The 25911-nt window shown below is 68.5% G+C and carries 22 protein-coding genes; 12 read left to right on the plus strand and 10 right to left on the minus strand.

Annotated elements, in window-relative coordinates:
- From HOV91_RS02090 to HOV91_RS02110, 5 genes are all read left to right on the plus strand, one after another.
- Window positions 1-1146, plus strand: a complete 1146-nt coding sequence (locus HOV91_RS02090) for a thiolase family protein (protein WP_174183689.1) — start codon at window positions 1-3, stop codon at window positions 1144-1146.
- 13 nt (window positions 1147-1159) lie between these two features.
- Complete coding sequence (locus tag HOV91_RS02095) at window positions 1160-2311, plus strand: acyl-CoA dehydrogenase family protein (RefSeq protein WP_174183690.1); 1152 nt, start codon at window positions 1160-1162, stop codon at window positions 2309-2311.
- A 204-nt stretch (window positions 2312-2515) separates the two neighbouring features.
- Window positions 2516-3049 (plus strand): hypothetical protein, encoded by a 534-nt coding sequence (locus HOV91_RS02100; RefSeq protein WP_174183691.1) that lies wholly within the window; start codon window positions 2516-2518, stop codon window positions 3047-3049.
- Between the two features lie 107 nt (window positions 3050-3156).
- Window positions 3157-3510 carry a hypothetical protein gene (locus HOV91_RS02105; RefSeq protein WP_174183692.1) on the plus strand — a complete coding sequence of 118 codons (354 nt, stop codon included), beginning with the start codon at window positions 3157-3159 and terminating at the stop codon, window positions 3508-3510.
- 57 nt (window positions 3511-3567) lie between these two features.
- Entirely contained in the window at window positions 3568-4323 is a 756-nt protein-coding gene (locus HOV91_RS02110; RefSeq protein WP_174183693.1) for a DUF6882 domain-containing protein, read from the plus strand.
- A gap of 36 nt (window positions 4324-4359) precedes the next feature.
- On the opposite strand, the gene HOV91_RS02115 is transcribed toward HOV91_RS02110, so the two are convergent.
- Window positions 4360-5559, minus strand: coding sequence for an alpha/beta hydrolase family protein (locus HOV91_RS02115; RefSeq protein ID WP_174183694.1), 1200 nt, complete (start codon window positions 5557-5559; stop codon window positions 4360-4362).
- Window positions 5560-5842: 283 nt separating this feature from the next.
- Here HOV91_RS02115 and HOV91_RS02120 point away from each other — a divergent pair, with 283 nt between their 5' ends.
- Both HOV91_RS02120 and HOV91_RS02125 read left to right on the plus strand, forming a co-directional pair.
- Window positions 5843-6427 carry a hypothetical protein gene (locus HOV91_RS02120; RefSeq protein ID WP_174183695.1) on the plus strand — a complete coding sequence of 195 codons (585 nt, stop codon included), beginning with the start codon at window positions 5843-5845 and terminating at the stop codon, window positions 6425-6427.
- Between the two features lie 195 nt (window positions 6428-6622).
- A complete protein-coding gene (locus HOV91_RS02125) occupies window positions 6623-8578 on the plus strand; it encodes a GMC family oxidoreductase (RefSeq protein ID WP_174183696.1) in 1956 nt (651 codons plus the stop codon).
- Between the two features lie 22 nt (window positions 8579-8600).
- Here HOV91_RS02125 and HOV91_RS02130 read toward each other — a convergent pair whose 3' ends face one another.
- The 5 genes from HOV91_RS02130 to HOV91_RS02150 form a co-directional block, all read right to left on the minus strand.
- Window positions 8601-8975 carry a DUF742 domain-containing protein gene (locus HOV91_RS02130; RefSeq protein WP_174183697.1) on the minus strand — a complete coding sequence of 125 codons (375 nt, stop codon included), beginning with the start codon at window positions 8973-8975 and terminating at the stop codon, window positions 8601-8603.
- Window positions 8972-9388 (minus strand): roadblock/LC7 domain-containing protein, encoded by a 417-nt coding sequence (locus HOV91_RS02135; RefSeq protein ID WP_174183698.1) that lies wholly within the window; start codon window positions 9386-9388, stop codon window positions 8972-8974. The genes HOV91_RS02130 and HOV91_RS02135 overlap by 4 nt, the downstream gene beginning before the upstream one ends.
- A 30-nt stretch (window positions 9389-9418) precedes the next feature.
- The gene (locus tag HOV91_RS02140) at window positions 9419-11827 is read right to left on the minus strand and encodes a sensor histidine kinase (protein WP_312884428.1); all 2409 of its coding nucleotides are present in this window, start codon (window positions 11825-11827) and stop codon (window positions 9419-9421) included.
- 761 nt (window positions 11828-12588) lie between these two features.
- Entirely contained in the window at window positions 12589-14466 is a 1878-nt protein-coding gene (locus HOV91_RS02145) for a 3-deoxy-7-phosphoheptulonate synthase (RefSeq protein WP_174183699.1), read from the minus strand.
- Window positions 14467-14516: 50 nt separating this feature from the next.
- Window positions 14517-15992: an NAD(P)/FAD-dependent oxidoreductase gene (locus tag HOV91_RS02150; RefSeq protein ID WP_174183700.1), complete on the minus strand. Its 1476-nt coding sequence runs from the start codon at window positions 15990-15992 to the stop codon at window positions 14517-14519.
- 858 nt (window positions 15993-16850) lie between these two features.
- Between HOV91_RS02150 and HOV91_RS02155 the strand changes: the two genes are divergently transcribed.
- Window positions 16851-17303 carry a VOC family protein gene (locus tag HOV91_RS02155; protein ID WP_174183701.1) on the plus strand — a complete coding sequence of 151 codons (453 nt, stop codon included), beginning with the start codon at window positions 16851-16853 and terminating at the stop codon, window positions 17301-17303.
- 119 nt (window positions 17304-17422) lie between these two features.
- Here HOV91_RS02155 and HOV91_RS02160 read toward each other — a convergent pair whose 3' ends face one another.
- Entirely contained in the window at window positions 17423-18589 is a 1167-nt protein-coding gene (locus HOV91_RS02160; protein ID WP_174183702.1) for an erythromycin esterase family protein, read from the minus strand.
- Window positions 18590-18670: 81 nt separating this feature from the next.
- On the opposite strand from HOV91_RS02160, the gene HOV91_RS02165 reads away from it, so the two are divergent.
- Window positions 18671-19396, plus strand: coding sequence for a MerR family transcriptional regulator (locus tag HOV91_RS02165; protein WP_174183703.1), 726 nt, complete (start codon window positions 18671-18673; stop codon window positions 19394-19396).
- A gap of 39 nt (window positions 19397-19435) precedes the next feature.
- Here the strand turns inward: HOV91_RS02165 and HOV91_RS02170 are convergent, their stop codons facing one another.
- The gene (locus HOV91_RS02170; RefSeq protein WP_174183704.1) at window positions 19436-19675 is read right to left on the minus strand and encodes a hypothetical protein; all 240 of its coding nucleotides are present in this window, start codon (window positions 19673-19675) and stop codon (window positions 19436-19438) included.
- A gap of 24 nt (window positions 19676-19699) precedes the next feature.
- Entirely contained in the window at window positions 19700-20638 is a 939-nt protein-coding gene (locus HOV91_RS02175) for an RNA polymerase sigma-70 factor (RefSeq protein WP_174183705.1), read from the minus strand.
- 341 nt (window positions 20639-20979) lie between these two features.
- Here HOV91_RS02175 and HOV91_RS02180 point away from each other — a divergent pair, with 341 nt between their 5' ends.
- The 3 genes from HOV91_RS02180 to HOV91_RS02190 all read left to right on the plus strand — a co-directional run bounded on the left by HOV91_RS02180 (window position 20980) and on the right by HOV91_RS02190 (window position 24615).
- On the plus strand, window positions 20980-21363 hold the full coding sequence (locus tag HOV91_RS02180; RefSeq protein WP_174183706.1) for a DoxX family protein: 384 nt from the start codon (window positions 20980-20982) through the stop codon (window positions 21361-21363).
- 397 nt (window positions 21364-21760) lie between these two features.
- Window positions 21761-23134: a metallophosphoesterase family protein gene (locus HOV91_RS02185; RefSeq protein WP_246349686.1), complete on the plus strand. Its 1374-nt coding sequence runs from the start codon at window positions 21761-21763 to the stop codon at window positions 23132-23134.
- A 194-nt stretch (window positions 23135-23328) separates the two neighbouring features.
- Complete coding sequence (locus HOV91_RS02190; protein WP_174183708.1) at window positions 23329-24615, plus strand: glycosyltransferase family 87 protein; 1287 nt, start codon at window positions 23329-23331, stop codon at window positions 24613-24615.
- A 32-nt stretch (window positions 24616-24647) separates the two neighbouring features.
- Here the strand turns inward: HOV91_RS02190 and sigJ are convergent, their stop codons facing one another.
- Window positions 24648-25583 carry an RNA polymerase sigma factor SigJ gene (gene sigJ, locus HOV91_RS02195; RefSeq protein ID WP_174183709.1) on the minus strand — a complete coding sequence of 312 codons (936 nt, stop codon included), beginning with the start codon at window positions 25581-25583 and terminating at the stop codon, window positions 24648-24650.
- Window positions 25584-25911: the final 328 nt, after the last annotated feature.

Here is a 25911-nt window from a genome sequence, read left to right on the forward strand (position 1 = left end):
ATGCGTGAGGTAGTTATCGCCGCGGCGGTCCGCACCGCCGTCGGCAAACGTAACGGAGGGCTGTCCGGGATGCACCCGGCCGATCTGTCCGCGCTCGTGCTGGCCGCGCTGGCCGAACGCTGCGGCCTCGATCCCGCAGTGATCGATGACGTGATCTGGGGCTGCGTCTCCCAGGTCGGCGATCAGTCGAGCAATATCGGCCGCTACTCCGTGCTGGCGGCGGGCTGGCCGGAGAGCATTCCGGGCGTCACGGTGAACCGGGCCTGCGGTTCCAGTCAGCAAGCGTTGGATTTCGCGGCGCAGGCCGTGCTCTCCGGGCAGCAGGACATCGTCGTGGCCGGCGGCGTGGAGGTCATGAGCAGGGTGCCGTTGAACGCGGCGAAGGCGTCCGGCGTTCCCTACGGGCCGAAAGCCTTGGCGCGTTACCAGAACTTCGCCTTCAACCAGGGGATCTCGGCCGAAAAGATCGCTCAGAAGTGGGGTTTCACCCGCGCTCGGCTCGACGAGTACTCCGCGCGCTCGCACGAACGCGCCGCCGCCGCCCAGGACGCGGGTGCGTTCACCGGCCAGATCGTGCCCGTCACCACCGAAGCGGGCGTGGTGAGCGCGGACGAGGGCATCCGGCGCGGCACCACGGCCGAGAAGCTCGCCGGGCTGAAACCCGCGTTCCAGGACGACGGCGTGATCCACGCGGGCAACGCCTCACAGATCTCCGACGGCGCGGCCGCGCTGCTGGTCACCACCCCGCGCAAGGCGCGCGAGCTGGGCTTGACGCCGTTGGCGCGCTACCGCGCGGGCGCCGTGGCCGGTTCGGACCCGGTGCTGATGCTCACCGGGCCGATCCCCGCGACGGAGAAGGTGTTGCGCAAAGCGGGTCTCGCGCTGGCCGACATCGGGGTGTTCGAGGTGAACGAGGCGTTCGCGCCCGTTCCGCTCGCCTGGCTCGCCGAGACCGGCGCCGACGAAGACCTGATGAATCCGCTGGGCGGAGCGATCGCGCTCGGGCATCCGCTCGGCGGGTCCGGCGCCGTGCTGATGACCCGGATGCTGCACTACATGCGCGACAACGGGATTCGCTACGGCTTGCAGACCATGTGCGAGGGCGGCGGCACCGCCAACGCCACCGTCGTCGAACTGATGTCCTGAGCGGAGGCACGGCGTGCGACGAGAGCTGTTCAGCGCAGACCACGAGGCGTTCCGCAGCCTGGTCCGGGAATTCGTGGCGAAGCAGATCGCGCCGAACTATCCCACGTGGGAGAAGGACGGCAAGATGCCGCGCGAGATCTTCGCGGCCATGGGCGAATTGGGGCTGCTCGGGTTCGCGCTGCCCGAGGAGCACGGGGGAGCGGGGATCGGTGATTACCGCTACAACGTGATCCTGCAAGAGGAGGCGGCCCGGGCGCTGGTCACGCTCGGCACCGTGCGCACCCAGCTCGACGTCATCCTGCCGTACTTCCTCGAGTACGCCGACGCCGAGCAACGCGACCGGTGGTTCCCCGGGCTGGCGTCGGGCCGGCTGCTCACCGCGATCGCCATGACCGAGCCGGGCACCGGTTCGGATCTGGCGGGCATGCGGACCAGCGCGGTGCGCGACGGCGACGACTATGTGCTCAACGGCGCCAAGACATTCATCACCGGCGGCCTGCTCGCCGACCTGGTGATCGTGGTGGCGCGCACGTCCACCGACCCGGGCAACCGGCGCGCCGGGCTCACCCTGCTGGTGGTGGAGGACGGAATGGCGGGCTTCACCCGCGGGCGCGTGCTGGAGAAGATGGGCTGCAAGGTGCAGGACACCATGGAGCTGTCGTTCCAGGACGTCCGGGTGCCGGTGGCCAACCGGCTCGGCGCCGAGGGCGCGGCGTTCGGCTACCTCGGGCACAACCTGCCGCAGGAGCGGCTGACCGTCGCGGTCGGCTCGGTCGCCCAGGCGCGGGCCGCGATCACCGCGACGGTCGAATACACCAAGCAGCGCAAGGCATTCGGCACGCCGGTCGCGTCGTTCCAGAACACCAAGTTCGAACTGGCCGCGATGTCCGCCGAAGTCGAGGCGGCCCAGACCATGGTCGACCGGGCGGTGCTCGACCTGGTCGAGGGGACGCTGTCCGGGGCGGACGCCGCTCGCGTCAAACTGTTCTGCACCGAGGTGCAAGCCCGTGTGGTGGACCGCTGCCTGCAACTGTTCGGTGGCTACGGATACATGATGGAGTATCCGATCGCCCGGTTGTACACCGACGCCCGCGTGGCCCGCATCTACGCGGGCACCAGCGAGGTCATGAAGATGATCGTCGCCAGGGATCTGGGGCTGTCTTGAAGGCGTACTCATCCGGTCTCACCGAATTCAGCGAATCGGAGCACAGGTCATAGCTGATAGCTATACTTGGCCTCGCCTGTTGTCTGCCCCGAGGGCTGGGCGACGTGATCGCGGTTTCCGCGATGACGCTGAGGTCCCCCCAGCGCGGCCGGACCAGCAGTCCGACGGCAGGCCGCCGAGTGGTTCGACCGGTATCGTGATGGCGTGGCGGACCGGGGGCTCGAATTCAAGCCGGATGCGGATGACCCGAAACGGGTGAAGCTGAACAGGGGATTACCGAAAGGCGTCTCGCGCGCGGAGATCACCTATCGCGTCGAGGGCGGCCTCAGGGGCACCCGCGTGGTGCGTTGTTCCGCAGCGGAGTTCGCGCACCTGCGCACCGCCGTCGACAGTGTGTACGAAGGCATGTGGAGCGAACCGCAGCGACTGTCGCTGTCGGAGGCGCGGCATTACATCGATCAGGCGAAGCGCCGGATAATGCTGCAGGAAGACGAGATCCGCCGCAGGCAGGAGGCCGTCGATCTGAGGTGTCCGTGGTGCGAACGGCAACGCACCTACCTCGGGGTTGTCGGCTTCATCACCGGACATACCGGCTTCATGACCGATCACCCGAGTGAGCTGGGCCAGCAGGTGCTCGAGCAGCATGCCTACCGGTGTGATCAGTGCGGCTCCATGCTGTTGTTCGCCGACGGTTTCCTGCCGCACCCGCTGCCCGGCCGCCCGGCCGCCGCGGGCTGAGTCCGGTCGTCGCTGCGCTACGTCGTATTTCACCCGGAAGGGGTGAATCGAGTCGCGCCCGGATCTGGGCAGACTGTGGCGAGAACAGCGGACCGAAGGAGAGCCGAATGACCGAGACCGCCAGAATGGCGATCAAGAAGAAGGCCGTCACCGTGTCGCCGACGGCCCCGGAGCCCGCCACGCGCAGTTCGCCCGGCTGGTACAAGCTGCACAACGATTCAGGCGGGCACGTGTCGGTCTACCGGCAGGAATGGGACAAGCCCAAAGAGCTGTTCGTGCTGGCCCCCGGCGCCACCAGCGCCGAGTACGAGGCAGGGCACGAGATCTACATTCTGTTCTCCGAGTCCGGTGAGTGGTCGCCGGTCACCTGGACGGGTTCGGACCTCTCGTTCTCCATCACTTACCACGTCAGCGGGTACACCACCTCGAACCAGGTGAACAACGTCAGTTCCTTCGAGTAGCGGGCACGTCGCCGGTCGGAGGCGCGGTCGCGGGCGCGCGTTGACTACGCTGACGCGGTGTCCCAATCCGTGCCACTGACGAGACTTCTCGATGACGCGGGCCTGCTGTCGCTCGAACACCGGCTGCACCTGGAAGAAGTGCTGGGCGCACACGTGTGGGAAGCCGACCTGGAAGGGCGTCGGCTCGAATTCCTCGGCGACGAGCGCTCCTTCGTGTGCACCGAGGTCCAGCTGCTCGGAACGGCCGACGCGGAGTCGTGGCTGTGGGGATGGGCCAATCCCTGGGGCTACCCGCGCTCGCTGCTGCGCTGCGCGCAGACGGTGCGCGAGTTCGGTTTTCGATACGGCGTGGCCGAATTGTGTTCGGCCGAACTGCCCGTTGCGCTCGGCGGCGCGGCGCCGGAGCCCTATCAGGTGGCCGGGCTGATGGCGGACGCCGCGAAGATCGTCTGTGGCCGCTGGAGCTCCTACTGCGGTGTCATCGATGGCGCCTGCGTCGCGTTCCTCATCGACCACCCCTCCTTCGAGCTGCCCGCGCCGACCGCCTCCGGCCTCGCTCGCGTGCTGGCCTACGGTTTCGGGGCGCTGCCGCTGACCGATCACCGGCGCGCCGTGCACAGCTACCTGACCCGGCGCGGTTTGGTGACCGAATTCCTCGACGACTATCGGTGGCTGGAATTCAGCGGCCACGGTATCGCGGGCGACGTCGAGTTCGACGCTTCCGGCGACGTCGCGAACCTCGACATCCGTATCGTCATGGACCGGATCGAGTTCCCCTTCGAGGCGAAGACGCAACCGGCCGACTCGCACTGAACCGCCGCTCGTGCGGTGACCTTCCTCGGGTCCGGATCAGTCCGGCGGAAACCCTTGCTGGAACCAGCTGAGGATTTCGGGAAGGGCGACCCGGGCCGTCCCGCCATGGTCCACCTCGCCCATGTCGCGCAGCGTGGCGCTGCCGCTGTCGAGGGCACGCAGGCAGTGCTCGGTGTTGGCGTAAGGGACGGCCCGGTCGCCGCGGGCGGCGTAGAGCTGGACGGGCACCCGCGGCGTCCAGTCGCAGGTGCCGTCGCTGTCGGCGATCGCCTTCGCGGCGGCGCCGGTCGGTTCGGCGGCCAACCCGAGGAACCGCTCGGTGAGCAGTTGCGCGGGTGTGCTCGCCAGCGAGGTCACGATGGTGAGCTCGTTGTGGAAGCCGTCGAAGAGTTCTTCGACTTTGTCGGCGTAGGGCTGCTGGAAGGCTTCGGTGGGATCGTCGTAGAGGTGGTGGATCCGGTCCATCGAGGTGATCCAGTAGGAGAGGAACAGGACCGCGGCGCCCGGCACGATCCGCCCGTCGAACGCGGCGGGCGCTTGGACGTGCCGCAGGTCGTAGGGGCCGCTGATCGGGGCCAGCGCGGCGACGCCGAAGCCGGGAATCGCTCCGGCCTGCAGCGCTTTGCCCAGCGCCATCGCGGCGTGGCCGCCCTGCGAGAAACCGGTGACGAGCACGTTCGGGTCCAATTCGCGACGTTGCTGCGCGGCGAACGACCGCGCCGCGCGCAGCAGGTCGGCCGACGCGCTGACCTCCGACGGCGCGTGGGCGTAGGGATGCGGCCCCGGGCCGTTCCCCAGGCCCAGGTAGTCCGGTGCCGTCGCCGCGTAGCCGGCCGCCGCGAACATCACCGTGCGCAGCCGGTCGGGGAGGTTGCGGGTGTCGACCGACGGCGCGTCGCTCTTCAGCGTCATGGTCCCGTGCGCGTAGGTGACCACCCGCAGGCGTGCGGACTCGGTGCGCGGCAGAACGACCAGCCCGCTCGCGGTGGTCGGCTCGCCCTGCGGGGTGATCGTCCGATAGTCGATCCGAAACGCGTCGACACCGTTGCGGACCGGCGTCCGGATTCCGCCATCGGCCAGCAGCGCGGCGGTCTGTTCGAGCGGCAGGCTCAGCAGGGATGTCGTCGACACGATCTCGCCCCGGACAGCCTGCGGCTCGGGCTCGGTGTCCCCGCACCCGACGGCGGCACAGAACAGGACGACCACCGCGATCAGGCAGCGACTCGGACGGTGCATCGGTCGTTCCTCTCGACGGTCATCGGCCCGGCTCCACCATCGTGCCCGCGATGCCGGGTGCGGACCAACGGCCGGTCGGACGGCGCCGGGCGTAACCGATGGTTCCGGTGCGGCTCCCCGGGCTGTTCAAGTGAATGACGGTTCCAGCGCAGCTCTTCTGTCTACCTGCACATTGTTGCGATATGTTATGAACCATTGACGCATAGTTGCGCCAAACCCACCCCCGGCCGGGCTGCCAGTCGACGGATTCGGTCGGAGGGTCTCTACCTCAGAGGGAGCGGACATGGGCACGTTACCGGTGAGCGCGGGAACGGAGATCTACTTCCGTGCGGCGGCCGCGACGCTGGTGGAGGCGGCGACAGTCCTGGCGGACTTCGGTTGCTCCCCGGTCGACGCTTCCGGAATCCTCGATCGGTTGCACCGCGTCGAGTATGCGGTCGGCGTGGTGATCGGCAACTTGACCGCCGCCCTGGAAGGCGGATCCGTGGCGGCGGACGGGGAGAGGCTGTCGGAATTGGGGCGGGCGCTCGGCGGTGTCGTGGCACGTACGCGGATGGCGGCGGCGCTCGCGGACGCCTACGTCATCACGGCGGTGCCGGACGAGTTGCTCGAGGTCGTTGTCACGATCGGCCGCTGCGCCCACCTCACCGCCGCGGCGCTGAACGCATGCGACCAACCGCTACTCGGCTCCTACCGCGCCGAATTGCTGCGCCTCGCGGTGCACGCCGAGCGGACGTTCACTCGATGGTCGCTGACGCGGCCGCGGGCCGGTGCGGACCGGACGGCGGAACTCGCCGCAGCGCTCATTTCGGTGGTGCACGCGTTCCTGGCCGTCGGATACGCGGCGGCGATCGTCATTCCGGCGTGAACGCCGAGGCGAATCGGGACACGGCGCGCTGTCCGGGCCGCGCGACGCACGGCACGGTGACCTAGAAGCTTCAGTATGTGTCCACGCATTCTTCCCAGCGGTCGGACGATACGACCAGGGCGAATACCCGTTTAGTTAGTGGTTGTTCACATCCTGTGATAGAACTCACTCGGCGAAACGAAGGGGACTGTTCGAATGGAACCAACGGCCAAGCAACGCGCGGCGATGAATCTGATCTGCGACACGTTCAACCCCGGCGACGGGTTGACGCTGCCGTCGGCGAGCGCGATAGGCGCCGTCGACACCGTCTTCCAGATCCTGGGACGCAACCCGCGCGAGGCCGACAAGAAACAATTGGCCACGCTGCTGAACCTGTGGGACTCCCGGCTGACCGGCGTGCTCACCGGCAGCGGTCCGCGGCGCTTCTCCAGCCTGTCGCAGCAGCAGCGGGAACGAGCGCTGCTGCGCCTCGCCGATTCCCGCTTCGAGCCGGTCCGAGTGATCTTCCAAGCGCTCAAACAAGCGTCGCTGCTGTCCTACAACGTCACTCCCGGCCCGTCGGGCGCCAACCCGCTGTGGAAGGAGATCGGCTATCCGGCCCCGACCGGCCCGCTGCCGACGGCGCCCGCCCCCGCGTTGACGCCGCTGCGGGTCACCGAGGCCACCGAGTTGCGGTGTGACGTCGTGGTCGTCGGGTCCGGCGCCGGTGGCGGTGTGGCTGCCGCGGTCCTGGCCGAAGCGGGTCTCGACGTCGTGGTGCTGGAACGCGGGAACTACTACGACGACCGCGATTTCGGTGCCGGTGAGCTCGGCGGACTGCAGCAGCTGTACGCGCCCGGCCCGCCCGCGTCCGCCGAAGGTCAGATCACCCTCGTCGCGGGCACGTGCCTCGGTGGCGGGACGGTCGTGAACTGGAGCACCTCGCTGCCGACGCCGCCCGACGTCCGGGCGGAGTGGGCCGCGCTCGGCGCCGGTCAATTCGCCGAGACCGAGTTCGACGAGGCGCTCGAGGTGGTGCAGCGGCGGCTCGGTGTCACCGATCAGCGGTCGATGCTGTCGGCCCGCGACGGTGTCCTCGAGCGCGGCGCCAAGGCCCTGGGCTGGGAAGTGGACACGTTGCCGCGCAACGTCACCGACGCCTGCGACGCCGGTGTGGAGTGCGGTCGATGCGGATACGGCTGCCGGCTCGGCGCCAAACAGTCGGTGACCAAGACCTGGCTCGCCGATGCGGCCGACCGGGGCGCGCGCCTCGTCGTGGACGCCGACGTGCGGCGGATTCTCGTGCGGGGCGGCCGGGCTGAGGGAGTGTCGGCGGTCACCTCCGACGGCGCGGCGATCGAGGTGCGCGCGCGTGCGGTCGTGGTGGCGGCCGGCGCGATCCAGACTCCGGCGTTGCTGCGGCGTTCCGGGTTGCGCAACGACAACATCGGCCGCTACCTGCGCCTGCACCCGGCGGCCGCGGTCTTCGGCGTGTTCTCCGAAGAGATCCGGCCGTGGGAAGGCGGCCTGCAGACCCGGATCTGCCGCAGGCACAGCGATCTGGACGGCAACGGCTACGGCGTGATCTACGAAACCGGCCCGATCCATCCCGGTCTCGCCACCGGGTTCATGAGCTGGCGCGGCGCCGAGAACCATCGGGCCACCATGCTCGACTTCGCGAAATCCAACGCGATCGGCATCATCACGCGTGACCGTGACCCGGGCAGGGTGTCCGTCGACCGCGACGGCGAGCCGATCGTCGAGTACCGGTTGTCCGATTACGACGCCGCCCATCTGCATACCGGAATCGAAGGCGCGGCCAGCATTCTGGAGGCGGCCGGTGCGCACCGCATCTTCTCCGGGCACCAGGCCGGCGTCTCGTATGAACCCGGTCGGCGCAGCTCGCACGCCGAGTTCGCCGCCGCGTGCCGAACCGCCGGGTACGGCCCTGGGCAATGCTCCCTGGGGGCGCTGCACATCATGGGCTCGGCCCGGATGGGCGGCTCGCCGGAGCACTCGGCCACCAATCCGGACGGCGCCACTTGGGAAGTGGCGAACATCGTCGTCGCCGACGCGTCTTGCTTCCCCACGGCCTCGGGCGTCAACCCCATGGTGTCGATCGAGGCGATCGCTTACATGAACGCGAAAAGGCTTGCCGCGCAGTTGGGCTGAGTACCGGTCGGAGCCGGTGCGGTCACAGCGCTCGAATGCCGTCGAGTACGGCGCGCAGTAGACCGAGATCCGACTCCGACCCCATCGCGGGCTGGGGCGCCCGGCAGATCAGCCGGCCGTCGTCGAGCAGATCGCCGAGCAGGACCTTCGTCATCGTCAGGGGCAGGTGCAGCCGCGCGGACACCTCGGCCACCGACTGCGGGGTGCGGCACAGCTGCACGATCGCGGCGTACTCCGGCTCGGTGCGCCGCAGGGCGGTGCCCGGCGCGGCGTCGACCACCTGGGTGGTCAGATTCAGTTCCCGTCGCGCGGCACGACCCCGGCCACGGGTGATGGCGTAGAGCCGGACCAACGGTCCGGCTTCTTCTTCGTACCAGGGATCGTGCGGATAGGTCATGGCTGTGTCGAAGCGGGTGGATGCGGACGCTTGTCGACCGACAGATGTGTTCCGACTCGGTGCACCGTCTGGTTCATCTCGTAGGCCACCATACCCATGTCGGCGGTCTCGGACGCCAGCAGCGCCAAGCACGCGTTGGTGCCCGCCGCGGTGACGAACAGCACCGCCCGGTCCAATTCCACCACGGTCTGACAGACGCCACCGGCGTCGAAATGGTGGCCCACGCTGCGGGACAGGCTGTGCAATGCCGAAGCCATCGCGCAGAACCGCTCGGCGTCGGCCTTGTCCAACTGGTTCGAATGGCCCAGCAGGAGCCCGTCCGAGGACAGCAGCACCGCGGACTGGGCTCCGACCAGTCCGGTGACCAGCTCGTCGAGCAGCCAACCGAGGCCGATTCCCTGGGAAGTAGTCATCGTCGCCTTCCGATGGTGGGGTGATGCGGACTAGTCGAGGTCGGGACGCTTCCGGCGTCCCTGGCGGGTTCCGCTCTCGATGGCACTCATCAGATTGCGTGCCTCGTCGGCGGTCCGCTGCCGAACCGGGGCTGCGGCGGGCGCCGCCGCCTGCTCCTCGGGGGATTGCCTGCGGCGTCGCGGTAACGGCGGCCGGGTATCCGGTGCGGGCTCGGAATACGGTGCGGTGTCCGGGCCGAATTCGCGACGGTCGCCGTACGCGCCGGGCGCAGGGGGCTGTTCGGAGGCCGGGGTGAACCACGCCGATCGTTGCGGGACCGGAGGTGGCTGAGGCGATGCGTTGTCGGGCACGAGTGTCTCCGAAGGTTCGACCGGGCCACTGTCGTTCTGTTCGCGTGGCCCCGTCTCCGACTGCAGAAGCGCGCTCGGAAGCAGCACCACGGCCCGCACGCCGCCGTACACCGACTCGCCCAATCGCACCGAAACGCCATGGCGGTGGGCCAGTTTCGCGACCACGAACAAGCCGAGCCGGGTCTCACTCGACAGGGTCACCACACTGAAATCCGGCGGGTTGGACAGCAGTTCGTTGCGCGCGGTGAAGTCGGCGTCCGACATGCCCAGACCTTGATCGATGATCTCGACCGCGACACCCCGCCCGACCACAACGCCGGACACCTCGACGCGCGCCTGCGGCGGTGAGAACGCTGTCGCGTTGTCGGTCAGCTCGGCCATCAGATGGATCAGGTCGGCCACGGCGTTGCTGGATACCTGGACATCCGGCAGCCTGCCGATCTGGATGCGGGTGTAGTCGAGACTTTCCGCGACCGCGGCCCGGACCAAGTCCAGCACCGGGACCGGCTTGCGCCAGCGCCGCCCCGGCTGTTCCCCGCCGAGGATGATGAGGTTCTCGGCGTTGCGCCGAGCCCGCGTCGCCAGGTGATCCAGCTGGAACAGCAGTTCGAGCTGGTCGGCGTTCTCCTCTTTGCGCTCGGCCTGGTCGAGCAGTGCGAGCTGCCGGTGCACCACGACCTGGCTGCGATGGGCGATGTTGAGGAACACCGCGTTGACGCCCGCGCGCGTCTTCGCCTCCGCCGCCGCGGCCGCCACGGCCGCGACATGCGCGCGGTTGAAGGCGTCGGCCACCTGCCCCAGTTCGTCGGTGCCGAAATCGAGACGGGGCAGCTCATGCTCGGAGTCCAGGCTCTCGCCTCGGCCGAGCCGGTGCATGAGATCGGGCAGTTGCTGATCCGCCAGCTCCAACGTGTCGCGCCGCAATCGGCGCATCCGCCCGATGAACCGATTGGCCAGGACCAGTGCCGCGACGAAGGCGAGTGTCGCGACCAGCAACACCGCCGCGCCGCCGAGCAGCGACTGCCGCGCGGTCCGGTCGCCCAGCTCGCGGGCGATGACGTGCGCGTCGCGGCTCTGGTCGTCCCACACCTTCAGCAGGGCCGACCCGACCTGTCCGGACGCCTCCTGCCAGGCTGCGACGCCCATGGGCAACGCGGCGGCGGCGGATGTCGAGCGGGCGCCCTGGGTTCTGCCGGTGCCGTCGGTGGAGCGCGTGGAGTCGTCGAAGTCGCTGCCCGCCTCCACCGGTCCGCGCGCCATCACCGCGTCCTGCATCGCGATCACCTTCTGGTAGGCCGGTCCAGCGGTGATCTGCTCGAGCTGGGCGAGCCGCGCGCCCTTCAGCACGCGGCTGGAATAGGCGACCTGGCTGCGGAATTCACCGACCAACCGATTGAATTCGGTCAGTTGCTCAGGCGTGTGTTCGCCGCGGGTCAACGCCACCGCGCCCAGTGTGTCGGCCATCGACAAAGCCTCGGCAGCTCGCAGGGGTTCGACACCATTGCCGAGCTCGATGGCGATGTCGGCCTTCGGCGCCACCCGGGCGGCCAGCATCGATGCGGCCACGATCGTGCCGATGACCTGGCTGAATATGACGAAGACATCGTTGGGTGGCGCCTGCTGCGCGTCGACTCCGGTTCGTATCGTGGGAACCATGGCGAACAGCTTGTTGTAGCCCTCGATATCGGAGGCGGAGCCGCCGGGATTGAGTTTGCGGGCGGCGTCGCCCTTGTCGATCACCGCCGCCAGCGCGGCGTCCGAGCGCTGCCGCGCCGCGGTGAGCGCGGGCCGGACCTCGGCATCACCCGCCAGATGCAACAGCGACAACCGGCGTTCCTCCTGGAACGCCTGCACCATGAGGATGGCGGGCGCTGTGGTGCTGCTGGCCAGCTCCGCCCATTCCTCCGCGTCCCGAGCGGATTTCACCAGGTAACCCGCCGCCCCGACCCCGATCGCGAGCAGTGTGACACTGGAGATCAGCACGATCGCCAGCAGTCGCACCCGCACACTCACTCGACCACGGACATCGCGCTGACTCGACCGCACCATTCCCACGACGGACGTGCGTAGTTCAGACCACTTGCTCACGGCTGGAAACGCCTACCTCCAACACGGCGCCGCCCGCCCGGCCGACGCCTCACCTGTACCCGCCCGAAGAATAACGAACGGGTAGCGATCTCATCCCAAATCGCACGGATTTGTGATACCCAACAAGTGAACCACAATTATTCCTGACTTTGGTCGTGCGTGCGGTAGGACCGTCGGGTCGGTGCATGAGCGGCAACCGTTCCTCGCCGGGATGCGGCGTGCGATCGGCGGGCGCGGCGGGGTATCGGCACCTCGGGAAGATCGCTGTATCAGCACAGGTTATGCGCATGCCAGCGTCCGAGCGGGGGAGAGTGCGTCGATGCCGGCCGAGTTCTCCGGCGTCGGCTATTCAGGCTCTCGGGGGAATCCGTAAGTGCCCGGATCGAGATAGACCACCTGTGAACTTACCGGCTGTTCTTCTCGAATTGAGCAGTATGCCGTGGTGGTCGGAGATTCGGATGCCGACCCCCGTAGGGTGCGGCCGGATGAGTTTCGCACCCAGCGCATGCCCCCGGGGCAGTTACGGATCGCCCGAGTGACGACAACGTGCGGAGGCTCGGTTCGCCTCGATTATGGAGCGCCATGAAATGTCCGGCGGCCGCGCCGTCGAGTGCACGGTACCCGATCGGGCCGGATGCGCGAATATGCTTCCCAGGCACGGGAACCAGCCTCCCGGGTGCCGGGACAACGGCCGTACCCGAAGGTCTTCCCGTAGGCGAGGAGGCCATCGTGCGGAACCGTCGCGAAGCCGGACGCGGGGATCAGGCGGTACGTGACTCGAGTGCGGCGACGACACACCACAGTGTCTGTGCCGGATCGAGGCCGGGCCTGTAGCGGCTTCGCCGATCGTCGCGGGCCTGAGGCCCATCCCGCACTTCGGCGTGGTCGAGGACCGTTTCGGGCGCGCATTCCAGATGCAGGCCGCCGGGCGCGGTGCCGGTGGCCCGGCAGGTCTGGAAGAACGCTCGGATAACGTCGATGACGGTCTCGGCGCGAACTGGCATGCGGCCGTCTCCGATACGCGCGGCGGACGGCATCGGATCACACACCCAGCAGACCGGAGTGCCGCGCGCGGCAGCCGCGTCGAACAACGCAGGAAGCCGGCCGAGGGCACCGGCGTCCAAGCGCGGGACGAGCGTGAGTTTGCCCGGCTGTCGCCGCGGATTCAGCGTTCGGCACAGAAACTCGACATCGTGGGGGGTGGTGGTGGGACCGAGCGCTACGGCAACGGGGTTGCCGACGGCGGCCGCGAACCGCACCTCGGCGTGCGTGGCGTCGCGGGTCCGGTCACCGATCCAGAGCAGGTGTGCCGAACGATCCCATCGCCTGCGGTCGGCGCCGAGTGGGGGAGGCAACGCCGCGTAGGGCAGGACCGGTTCGCCCGAGATGCGCGGTGGCGCCAGGGAGCTGTGCAGTTCGTGGGCGCCCGGTGGGGCGATCGCGGTGAGCGGCAGCAGTCCGCCGACCGCGCGGAGCAGATCGCGGCGCAGCGGGTCGTGGCACCGATCTCCGGCACGGCGCAGGATGTCGACACACAGCGTGATCGGAAGGTGATCGCCATGCCGGTAGTCACGAGTCGCGAGCGTGGACCTCTTCGGCGCCGGGTCCGGCGCGTGGCCGGCCGGATCGCTTCCGGCATCGGTCGCCGCACCGGCGAAAGACGCCGCCAGTGGGCCGAGTACGTCCGGCATCCATCGCGGTGGGGGATACCGCCTGGCCGCTCGTTCGACGGCGACGACCGGTACGCCCGATCCGTGCGCCATGACCGCCGCCGCGGCGTATATCAGTGCCCGGCGCGCGTCGACCGCGGGAGAATGGTCGGCGGATCGGTCGTCGTTGCCGCCGAAGTGCAGCACGAAGCCTTGCCCGCGGGCTGCCCGCGCCAAATCGGCGGTGAGCGTCTCACACTCGTCGGGGTGGACCGGCACGGGTAGGGAGCGGGAACGCCGCACGCAGCCACGCGGTGGCGCGGCGCCCGTCCGCTCGTCGCCGGGAGGCAGTGCCGTGGGGAAGGTGAACGATTCCGGTTCCGCGAGTTCCGGTTCGTCGGCCCACGTCGGCTCACTATCGGTCGTGGCGGTGCAGGCAGGTGGAACGATGCTGGGATTGAACGACTCCCGGATGTAACAGACCGGTCGATCGCCGAGCAGCATGACGTAGGACCGTGCCGCGCACAACCGGCCATCCGGCCATCTCGTCACGCCGGTCCGCAGCAGGTGCCGCCGCTGGGACGTGCCACGGGAGATCAAGCCGGACCCGATCGGCACCCGCACATCGTCCACTCCGGACGCGGCCGCGGGCCCCCGCACCGCGACGACGTAGTTGACGGACGCGGTGACCAGCTCGGCGTTCACCAGACACGAGCGACGGACGATGACGCGATCGACCCCGGAGACACCAAGGGCGTTCGTGACGACGTCCGGCAAGCGGCCGGCCGCGATCTCGTCCTGGCGCAGCACCCGAATCTGCAACTCGGAACCCACGATCGCCGCGAGTGCGGGAGTGGTGAAGTCGTCGCTGCCCAGCAGCATCCTGGTCAGCGGGTGGCCGAATCGCTCGACCCCGTCCTGGTTACGGAGACCCGAACCACCGGGCGGGCAATCACCCGGTGGTTCGGGGCCGGTGTGCGTGATCGTCACAACCGGCTCCGTGCGGTGGTCATCACAGGAAGTCCGAACCGAAATCGGCGCTAGTGGGTGGTGGCGCCGGCGGCCGTCGGTGGGAGGACAGGGCGAGCCACGGCGGCGACTTCCTCGTCGGTCCTCGGCCGATCGGTCAGGCCCAGGACCGGCTCGGTGGTGATGCGCAGTTCGCCGGTCGTGGTGTCGGCCAACGGATCACGCCAGTGATCCCACACGACGGACATGTCCAGGTGACCCATGTATTCGAGATTCGCCGACTCGTCGTGTAGTCGTTCGGCCGCGGATATGATGGTTTCGGTCGCGGCGCGCTGCTGTGCTCCCGACGACTCGTCCATGTCGGTCAGTCCCGCCATGATCTCGGTGAACTGGGCCTGCTTCGTGTCGCCACTGTGCCCGGTCGTCAGCGTGCCCGCGTGCGCGAAGTATTCCTCGGACCCGACGTACTGCTCGTACATCCGGGAGACCAGGACCAGGAACCGGGTGTAGGCCCGTCGATAGGCGTGCTCGTAGAAGCCGAGGGCATCGGCCTCGCTCAGCTCGCCGCGCAGGATGGTCGCGATCGCCGCCGACGCGACCAGGCCGGAGTACGTCGCCAGGTGCACGCCGCTGGACAACAGCGGATCGAGGAAGCAGGCGGCGTCGCCGACCACGACCCAGCCGGGACCGCAGAACCGGTCGGAGCTGTAGGAATAGTCCTGCTCCGCTTTGACCTCGGCGACCTGCCGCGCGCCTTCGAGCAGCTTGCCCATCGCCGCGCTGTCGCGAATGGTCTCCAGGTAGTAGGCCTCGCGTCCCTGTTCACGCAGTTTCGGGGCGGCTTTGCGCGCGGAGACGACATAGCCGACGCTGTGGCGGCCGTTCGAGAGCGGGATGTTCCAGAACCAGCCGCCCTCGGGGGTGGACACGACGTTGATCGCGCCTTCCGGACTGTCCGGATGTAGGTGTGCGCCTTCCCAATACGACCAGACCGCCACGTTCCGGAAGGCCGGGTGCTGCTGGCGCTCGACGAGTTGCTTCTTGGCCAGCACGCCGGCCCGGCCGGAGGCGTCGACGAGGAAGTCGACCTCGATGGTGTGGACCTGGTCGTCACCCTCGACGGTCCATTCGACGGCCGTGGGCCGGTCGCCTTGGAACAGCACGTTGGTGACCGTGGCGTGCTCGATCACCTGCGCGCCCTGCTCGGCGGCGTTGCGCAGCAGCAGATCGTCGAACACGTCGCGCTGGACCTGCCACGACCAGGCTTCCGCGTCGACGAGCTTGGACCAGTCCAGCAGCCAATCGTCGTTCTGCCACTGGAAATGGCCGCCTCGTTTGATCTGGAAGCCGTGGGCGGCTACCGCGTCGTAGGCGCCGGACAGGCGCAGTGTCGACAGAACCGAGGCCAACAGGCTTTCGCCGATATGGTAACGCGGGAACTTATCTCGTTCCAGGAGGGTCACTCGGACCCCCGACTTGGCGAGCAGTGCTGCGGTGGTCGACCCGGCTGGGCCGCCGCCGATGACCAGAACGTGCGGATTGTCCATAGCGAACTCCCTGGAACTGCCGACAACGGATCGTGCGCCTGTTTCAGTGGCGGAGGAACTCCGGGCGAGCCGCGGTGGGAGGCAGGCCGGGTCGATGTATTGCCACTGATTAGCTAGGCTAACGGTGCACGTTTCGATTGTAGCAATCGATAGCGAATCCTCAAGATTGAGAACGCATTTGGCAACCGGCGGTCTATCGATCCAGGAATTGCTGTGGGGTCGCGAAAATACCCGCACGAGACCTGCTGCCGAAAGGCCGTCACTCGGGACGGCCTGCGACTCCGAACGAGACGGACATCACAGACGAGACAAAAACCGTTGCGGGGTAAGCTGTTTCGCCAACGCGGTGGATCGCGCCTGGGAAATTGGGACTTCGGGGTAGGCGGCGACGGAGTATGTCGTTTGCACATCACCCCCGCTCTACGTACTGATTCAGAATACGGCGGGCGCTCGCCTCGCACCCGCCGTTCACCCGGAGTTACCCGACCGGTGCGCTCATCGCCGCTCCGGCCAACTACGAGCGACGCGCGGTGCGATCGGAAGATATTGCGGCGCGGTCGATTTGCCGAGAATGTGGCAGGCGGGTGCAGTGCGCCCCCGTGCTGTCGGTGGTCCTGACACTGGAGACGAATGCCTCGGCGACAGCGTCGGAGGACGCGACGCGCCGCGGCGCCGCGCATGGCAATCCTCCGGGAAACCCCTCTTGACCAGGTGGTCGGCTGGGGAACCGGTGCGATCTCGCCGCTGTGGCCCGCTCGGGCGCACCGACAGCCGGTCGCCACGCCGCGGTGGGTGGCCGAGGCCGGGAGGCGGGGTGCCGACCGAGTCCTACCCCGGTTCCCGATGGTAGGAAGTTGCATGGCATTGAACTGGAAACTGGTCATCGACAGCAGAGACGCCCCTGCCCTCGCCGACTTCTGGGGCGCGGCCCTGGAGTACGAGGTAGAAGACCCCAGCGCTCTCGTCGAACGATTGCTGGCCGCCGGGCAACTCGGCGAGGACGCGGTAGCCGAGCACCGCGGCCGCAAAATCTTCCGGGGTTACGCCGCGATCCGGCATCCCGACGATCCGTACGACGAGATCAGCGGTGTCGGCCGCGGGAGGCGGCTGCTGTTCCAGGACGTACCGGAGGAGAAGGCCGGCAAGAACCGTCTGCACCTCGATATTCACAGCGAGCCCGGCGGCCTCGACGCACTCGTCACCCGGCTGGAAGCGCTCGGAGCGACCCGGGTGCGCGAGTTCGACAAAGGACCCGCCGGGCACTGGTGGGTCATGCGAGACCCGGAAGGCAACGAGTTCTGCGCCGCGTAGGAATCAGTACCTCTGGGGCTCGACCGTGGCGGTGTCCCGGGTTCGGCTGTCCGCGTACGGCGGCCGAACCCGGAACACCGGCTCGGTGAACCGCACAGGCCGATTCGGGAGAATCCGGATCAGCCGCGCCCTGCGTTCGGTGCAGGCCGGACGGCCGTGCCGTCACTGACGTGCAGGATCGCGTCGGCGGCGTCGATAGTCGCCCGGTCGAGCGGGAAGTATCCCTGCTCCGGGGTGGTGTCGGTGCGGGTGTGGGCGGCAGGGACGTCGGCGGGCACGGTCAGGCCCCAGGTAGGGATCCTGCTCTGCAAGGAGCTTTCGTAAGTGTCCGGCGCGGGTTCGTGCAGCCCGATGGCTTCGCTACGACCCAGGCTGCCCGCGATGAAGGTGTATCCCTCGCCTATCAGGGAGTCGATGACTGCCCCCGCGCTGAGCCAGTTCACCTCCATGTCCGCCATAGGCATAGCGCTCGGGTTTCGCCGCAAATGGAGGTTGTGCGCGAAGACCAGGGTCGGCCCCCGGCGGCCCTCGACGTGTCGGATATCGAGGAGGTTCTGCGCCATGAGCGCATCCCGCGTGGCGCTCAGGCGCGACACCCGCGCAGACCGATCGATCCGCTGCGCCGACTGTTTGTGATAGCGCAGCAGGCCGAGGCAGGCGGTGAGGTGCGCCTCGGCCTTCCACCACTCGGCGCGTGAGGTCGCCGCGATCAGTTCCGGTGCGCGGGTGTACAGCATGGTGAGCATGTCGTCGGCGAGAACGCGAAGCTCGCCTGCTTCGGCGCAGGCGCCGATCGACGCCTCCGGGTCCAGGACCGCCTCGGTGCGGCTCCACTGTTCGTCCTCGCCGAGAAGGCCGCCGAAGTCGAGGTCGAGCCGCAGGTAGGCGCGCGCGTATTCGAGGTAGCGCCGCGGGCTGGGCGCGCTCATCGTCTCCATCGGAGCGTCGAAACCGTGGAAAGCCAATCGGTCTGCCTGCGGGCGGCTTTCGTTGTAAGCCCGCATCCAGGCGACCAGGTGCCTGTTGGCGTCCAGGCTGCCGAAGCCGTGCGAGAAGCCTTCGCTCATCGCGGCGTCGAGGGTGCCCACCCCATGCTGGACGAAGTCGTTCACGACGAGCGCCGCCACTCGATCGGTCTCGAGGGCGATCGACCGGAAGCCGCGATCGACCAGATCCGCGAACAGGCTGTTGCGCACCCACGCGAAGGCGGGTTCCCGATGCGTCGGCTCACCGAACGCCAACAGGTCGCAGGGTGTCGTGAGGAAGTCGTCGATGTCACAGCTCATGTGTCTCAATCGTATCTCTGAAAAATCGGTTGAGACTTCCGTCGGTTTGACCAGGACCGAGGTGGTCTAGAGTCTCAAACGGTGATCAGCTTCCGACCTGCCGACCTCGCGCGTGAGCACGGCCTCTCGACCCAAGCCGTCCGCAACTACGAGCGCGACGGGTTCCTCCCGCGGGCCGAGCGCACCGGCAGCGGTTACCGGATCTACACCGAGGTGCACGCGGCGGCGCTGCGCACCTACCTCGCCCTCGTCGCGGCGTTTGGGCACGCGCCCGCCGGCCGGATAATGCGCGAGCTGCACCGCGGCGCACTCGACAGTGCACTGATGGTCATCCACCACGGCCACAACCAGCTGCTGCGCGACCACGAGACGCTGGTCGCGGTGCGAAAGGCGATCGCAGGCCTCACCGCGAAATTCGGTGCCCTGCCGGACGATTCCCGCACCGAGGTCCGAACCGTCGGTGAGCTCGCCAACCGGCTCCGCGTCACCCCGGCGACCCTGCGCAATTGGGAAGCCGCCGGGATTCTCACCCCCGCACGCGATCGGTCGACGGGATACCGCGTCTACCGAGCGGACGACATCCGCGATGCCGAACTCGCCCATCTTCTCAGACGCGGGGGTTACGGGCTGGAATACATCGCCACGGTGGTCGAGCGGATCCGGACGGCCGGCGGCGGCGCCGCAGTGGCCGCCGCCCTCGATGACTGGCAGCGCAAACTCACCGCACAGGGAGTCGCCATGATCGATGCGGCCGGTCGGCTCGGTCAGTATCTGCGCCAACCGACCTCGCCCGGTCAGCGGCAGTAGTCGCATCGATCACAGGGGTCGCCACGGCCGGTTCGCCGGTCACCGCTGGTCGCGTTGTCGCTGCTCGGCTTCGATCTCCGCCGCGAGGGCGGATCGCTCGGCCTGGTGGCGAGCGAACAGCACGGCGCTGTAAGCGGTCCACGCGGCGTCTTGGGCGTCGGTCATCGCTGCTGCCGGGACTTCGCTTTCGACATCCGGATGCGCTTCGAGGAACTGATGGAACAGCGAACCCATCTCCCGGCTGTGCCTGCGGTTGAGTTCGATCCGTCGTGGGTCCATCGGTCGCCCGTCCTCGCGGAGTGTTCAGCGGCGCAGAGCTGTCTCCTGCCGGATATGCGACAGCTTATCGGGGTTACGCACCGCGTAGATCCCGGTGATGAGACCGTCGTCGACACGCACCGCCAAGACGGTGTCGAGTTCCCCGTCGAGGCGCAGGATCAGCGCCGGGCAGCCATTGACCTGGGCCGGTTGCAGGGACACCGCGTCGGCGAACCGGCCCAGCCCGACAGTGAGCGCGCGGCCCACCCGGCCGGCGCCCACGATGGGCCGGGCCAGCGCCTGTACCACGCCGCCTCCGTCACCGAGCAGGACGACATCCGGTGCGAGGATGTCGAGAAGACGTTGCAGGTCGCCCGTTTCGACCGCCCGTTGGAATGCCTCGAGCGCGTCCCGGGTCTCGGCCGGGGAGACGACCCCGCGCGGTCGGCGCGCTGCCACGTGTGCCCGCGCCCGGTGCGCGATCTGGCGAACCGCGGCCGGGCTCTTGTCGACGGCGCCCGCGATCTCGTCGTACCCCACGTCGAACACCTCGCGCAGGACGAACACCGCCCGCTCGGTGGGCGTGAGCGTCTCCAGCACCAGCAGCATCGCCATCGAGACGCTGTCGGCCAGCTCGACGTCCTCGGCCACGTCCGGTGCGGTGAGCAGCGGTTCGGGCAGCCAGGGGCCGACGTAGGACTCTTTCCGGCGGCCGAGGGTGCGCAGCCGGACCAAGGATTGGCGGGTGGTGATCCGGACCAGGTACGCCCGCTGATCCCGCACCGTGTCGAGGTCGACGGCCGCCCAGCGCAGCCAGGTCTCCTGCAGGACGTCTTCGGCATCGGCGGCCGAGCCGAGCATTTCGTAGGCGACGGTGAACAGCAGGTTGCGGTGGGCGAGGAACGCCTCGGTCGCGGGGTTCGCGTCGTCCTGGCTCGTGCTCCCGTCGCGAGTTCGGGGCGGGTTCGGTGACGTGCCGGTCATGAGTGGCTCCTCTTCACGCTGACTGTGTCGACCACCAGACGCCGGTCCCCGCCGTTTTGTGACATCGAGACGGTAGCCGATTCGATCCGCGCCCGAACCTACCCGCCGCCGAGGCGGCATCGCTTCACCCGAAGTGCATGACCATAGCCACGCCGCAGGGGGCGGCGTTGCCGAAGAAGGCATGGCTGCTTGGGGTTCGGCGGTCGCGCGTAGGCGGCCACCGTCCTGGTGAGGCGGATCACCCGGACGGGCCGTCACAAGTATCGGGCCGCCGGCATCTCATGCAGGACCTGATCGCGGCTCCGACCTCGGAGTCGCCGACCCCTGCGAGGAGAGACCAGATGAATCTCAGTTTGTGGATAGCTGCCGGACTGTTGGCCGCAGTCGCCCTGACCGGAGGCATCACCAAAATAATCGTGCCCAAGGAGAAACTGGCCGAGGCCGTCGGCGGGGGATGGACCGCACACGTCGGCGCGGGCTTCGTCAAGACGCTCGGAATGCTGGAACTCCTGGCGGCGATCGGCCTGATCCTGCCCGCCGTGCTCGACATCGCCCCGGTACTGGTTCCGGTGACTGCCGTCTGCTGGGTCTTGCTGATGGTCGGCGCGATGGTCATCCATTTCCGCGACGGCGACCTGAAATTCGTCGCGCTGAACCTGGTCTACCTCGCGCTGGCCGCCTACGTGGTCTGGGGCCGATTCGGACCCGAGCCCTTCACCAGCTGACGGACGCGTCACCGGTGGAGGCCCTGCCGATGGAGGCGATAGCGGCCCGCGTCGGCCGAGCCTCGGCGGTGAACTCCACGCGCGCCCGCTCGGCCCGCAGGTCCCTGCCACGCCGAGGACAACGGGTCCGAGCGAATGGCCCGTGAACTGCGGCTGACGCGCACCGATGCCTATTCAGGAAACCGGCGGCCAACCGACCGGCACAGCTCAGCCGTTGTTCACGGGGTGGCCTGGTTGCCTGGATAGCGTCGAGCCCGTCGATGCATCGGCGAGACCGACGTCAGGGGTTGCGATGGGTTGCCACGAGCCATCCCGCAGGACCGTGCTCACCGCGCTCGCCGCAGCGGCCGCACTCCCCGTAGGCGGATTCGCGCTGCTCGCGTCTCGGCCTCTCGCGATGACAGCACGGGATCTGGAGATCGTCACGGTGAGCGATCAGTCGGTGGCGGTCAGCTGGACGACCGCCGCGACCGACCCGGTCGGGCGCTGGCGGCCGGTCGCAGCCGATACCGAACTCGCACTCGGACCGGCGGATTCGCGCAAGCCGCTGCCGATCGTGCACACCGACGCCACACCCACCGCCTTCCACTACGTGGAAGTCAGCGGCCTCGAACCCGGCAGACCCTACCGGTTGGAGGCCCGCTCGCGGGGCATGCGGGCAGTCTCCGGTTCGACGACGCGCTGGTGGAACGACGAGCAGCGGCACGAGTTCCGCACCCTCACCCCGCCGCCGGGGCGACTGCTGCGCACTCTCGCACTGGCCAACGACGTGCACTTCGGCGAGGAGGTAAGCGGCCAGATCGTGGCCGCGCTGCCGACCGGTGTGCGGCAGGAGCCCGGGATGGCCCCTTATCCGGCGGTGATGCTGGACGCGCTGCTGACCGACGTGCGCGCGCCGGACCGCGACGTCGACCACTTGGTGCTTGCGGGTGACCTCACCAGTGACGGCACACCGAGCGAATGTCGCGACCTGCGGCGCCGCCTCGACAGTTGGGGCGACCTCGGCCGAGACCTGTTGGTGTGCCGCGGTAACCACGACCGGCCCCGAGTCGGCTCCGACTGGCAGTCGGGCCCGCGACTGGCGGGAAGCGCCCACCACGACTGCTGGGGCGCGCACTTCCTGCCCCGTCAGCGACTGTCCAGCTATGACCTGGGCGGACTGCGCGTGATCGGCCTCGACACCACAGAGCTGGATGGCGCAGGCGGCCGCATCGACGGCGAGCAGATGGCTCGCCTGCGTAACCTGCTGCGCGACGAACCCGACCGGCCCACAATGGTTTTCGGCCACCACCCGGTGACCCGGGAGTCGGGGATGGGCAACCTCGGCGGACCCGGCTTCGTGCTGAACCGGCGTGATGCCAGGACCGTGCAGCAGCTTTACGGGCGCGCGCCGGGTGTGTTCCTGCACCACAGCGGACATACGCATCGCAACCGCCGTACCCGCCCCGACGCTCCCATCCCGGTCGAGTTCCTCGAAGTGGCCTCGATCAAGGAATATCCCGTCGGCTACTCGCTGCTGCGGTTGTACGAGGGCGGTTACATGGTGACCTTCCACACCACCCGCACGGCCGCTGCCCGGCGCTGGAGCGCTCGTACCCGAACCCAGCTGTTCGGGCTGCAATCACGCTACAGTCTGGGCTCGCTCGCCGACCGAAACCACGTGGTGCGCCGCGATCTCACCGGGATCGAGCGAGTTTCCCGGTCGCGCAAGGCTCCTCTCGCGGCCGCTCGAAGCCGTCGTCATCGATTGCCCAGCGGCGCCCAGCGATAGCAGGGCTCAGCCATTCGTGAAATCTTCTACTCTCGCAACGTGAACGACTCGTCGCGGCTGACCGGGTTATCCGCTCACGCATTCGGTAGGTAGTCATCAGCTCGGCGGTGCCTGCGTGATGTGCGGTTCTGGAGTCGCGATGGTTAGGCTGCGGCCTTGTGCGCGGGCTGTCGTCGGTATCGAGGCTGTGGTTGGTGTGGGTGGTCACCCGGATGCTGATGGTGGTGTTCACCGGGGTGACGATCCTGCCGCACAGCATCTGGGATGCCTCGGCAGCGGACTTGACGCTGTACCGCGAGTGGGCCGAATACATCTTCTACCACAACACTTTCCCGCTGCACGACGAGCGGTGGCAGTACCCGCCCGGAGCGGCCGCGTTGCTGATGGTGCCCTGGCTGCTCGGCGGCGGGCCCGGCTACAACTGGATCTTCTTCGCGCTGGTCGCCGCGGCGGACGCGGGCGTATTGGGCTTGCTGATCCGCACGGCGCGCCGCAACGGCTGGAGGACGGCGCAGGCCGGGCCGTGGCTGTGGACGGTGGGCGTGGCTTTGCTGGGCCGAATCTGTTATGGCCGATTCGATTTGATCGTGGCCGCGACGGCTGTCGCGGCGCTGCTGTGGTCGACGCGCCGACCGGGCGCGGCCGGAGCGGCCGCCGCTGTAGGAATACTGCTGAAACTGTGGCCGGTGGTGGTCCTGCTGGGATTGCGCCGTCGAACGCTGTGGCGGATGAGTGCGGTGATGGCTTGCGTCGGTGTGACGGCAACAGTGGGATCGACAGCGTTGGGCCCGGGCGCGTTGTCTTTCCTTCGGTTCCAGTCGGAGCGTGGATTGCAGCTCGAATCCGTCGCTGCCACACCGCTATTGATCGTCCGGCTGGTGAACGGCGGCTGGAGCATCGTGCATCGTTATGGGGCCGAGGAGTTGTCCGGGCCTGCGGTGTCCGCCGTGGCCCGCGGATGCGTGGCGGCCACCATCCTCGGCGGCGCGGTGCTGCTGGTGATCTGGTGGCGCCTGCGACCACCGGCAGCGGATCTCGTGCTGGCCGCGGTGCTGCTCGCCTCGGCGACGAGCCGGGTACTCAGCCCGCAGTATCTGGTGTGGGCCGTGGCGGTCGCCGCGGTCTGCGCGCTCGACTCGCACACCACCCAGCGACCTGTACTGGGGCTGGTGCTGGCGACGGCGCTGGTGACCCAGGTGGAATTCCCATTCCTTTACGACCGCGTCGCCACCGGAAGCTGGCCGGGAGTGATCGTCCTGACCATGCGCAACGGCATGCTGCTGTGCGCGACCGTGTGGTCGATTGTGCTGCTGTGCCGCGACCGCTCTCGACCATCGCGCCGGTACGCGGACCTGCCGAAACACGAAGGCAGTCGCGACAGCGGGTTCGTCACCGCACCCGGCAACCTCGCCGCGTGCGAGCTACGGCGCGAACTCCGCCCACGGCAGCCATCGACTGCGTGCGGCCACGCTGACCGGTGAATGAGCGCTGCGCGCGAGGCACGTGCTCGTCGCTAGCTCGTCGTCCAGGTCCGGAGCTTGTCGGGGTTGCGGACCGCCCACACGCGGGTGATCCGGTCACCGGAGAAATCGAACGCGATCACCGTCACCGTGACGCCGTCCTGCTGAGTGACCAGTCCGGGCTGGCCGTTGACCGTACGCTGCAGGATCGTCATGCCGGGCGCCTTGTCCATCACCGCGACGAGCGAGCGCGCGATCTGCTCGCTACCTTCGATCGGGCGCAGCACGGCGCTGACCAGGCCGCCGCCGTCGCCGATCGCCGTGGCATCGGGGTCGAGGAGACCGATCAGGGCATCGATGTCCTTGGCTTCCCACGCCTGCCGGAAGTCCTTGACGATCTCGGCCCGCTGGATCGCCGGAACCGCGGGACCTCGCGACGCGCGAACACGCCGACGGGCTGCCGAAGCCAGCTGGCGGCAGGCCGCGGCGGTACGGCCGACGATCTCGGCCACTTCGGCGAAGGAGAAACCGAAAACATCGTGGAGGACGAACGCGACGCGCTCGGCCGGGGTCATCGATTCGAGCACGACCAGGAACGCCATGTTGATCGACTCATCGAGGGTGACCCGGTCGGCGGGGTCGTCGGTGGCGCCACGCGATCCGCCGCTGATCCACTCCGTGCGCTCGGGCAGCGGCTCGGGGATCCATTCGCCCACGTATCGCTCCCTGCGAGCGCGTGCCGAGCCGAGCAGGTCGAGGCAGATGCGACCCGCGACCCTCGTCAGCCACGCGCCGGGAGATTCGATAGCGTCCTGCTGGGCCCGGGACATGGCATACCAGCGGGCGTAGGTCTCCTGGACGACGTCCTCGGCCTCGGCAAGCGAGCCGAGCAGCCGGTACGCGAGGTTGATCAGCTGGCGCCGCTCGCTCATGATCGCGCCAAGGCTCGGATCATCCCGGCCGTCCGCCTGCTCGGATCGGGTGGTCATGGTGTGGTCGGCTCCTCCGGTCGCGTCTGCTCTCACCGGTCCGACGAAATACCGCACCGAAGTGTGAGGTTCCCCCGTGCGGCACACCTACGGTGACCCGTGTAACCAGTCGGCGAGGGCGGCGAAGTCCGCGTCGAGCAGCCCCAGCACGCCGTCGACCCGATGCAGGAGGGCCCAGCCGTGGTGGTTCCCGCGGACCCAAACCGGTGGACGGCGATATTCGAAGGTTGCGGTATTCCTGCTGTGAGGCGGGGTTTCAGGGTGCGTGGAAGAGGTAGTCGGCCCAGCTTGATTTGGCGAATCGAGCCCATCGGTGCGCGGTCGCGGG

Source organism: Nocardia barduliensis, from assembly GCF_013315795.1.
Lineage (GTDB): Bacteria > Actinomycetota > Actinomycetes > Mycobacteriales > Mycobacteriaceae > Nocardia > Nocardia barduliensis.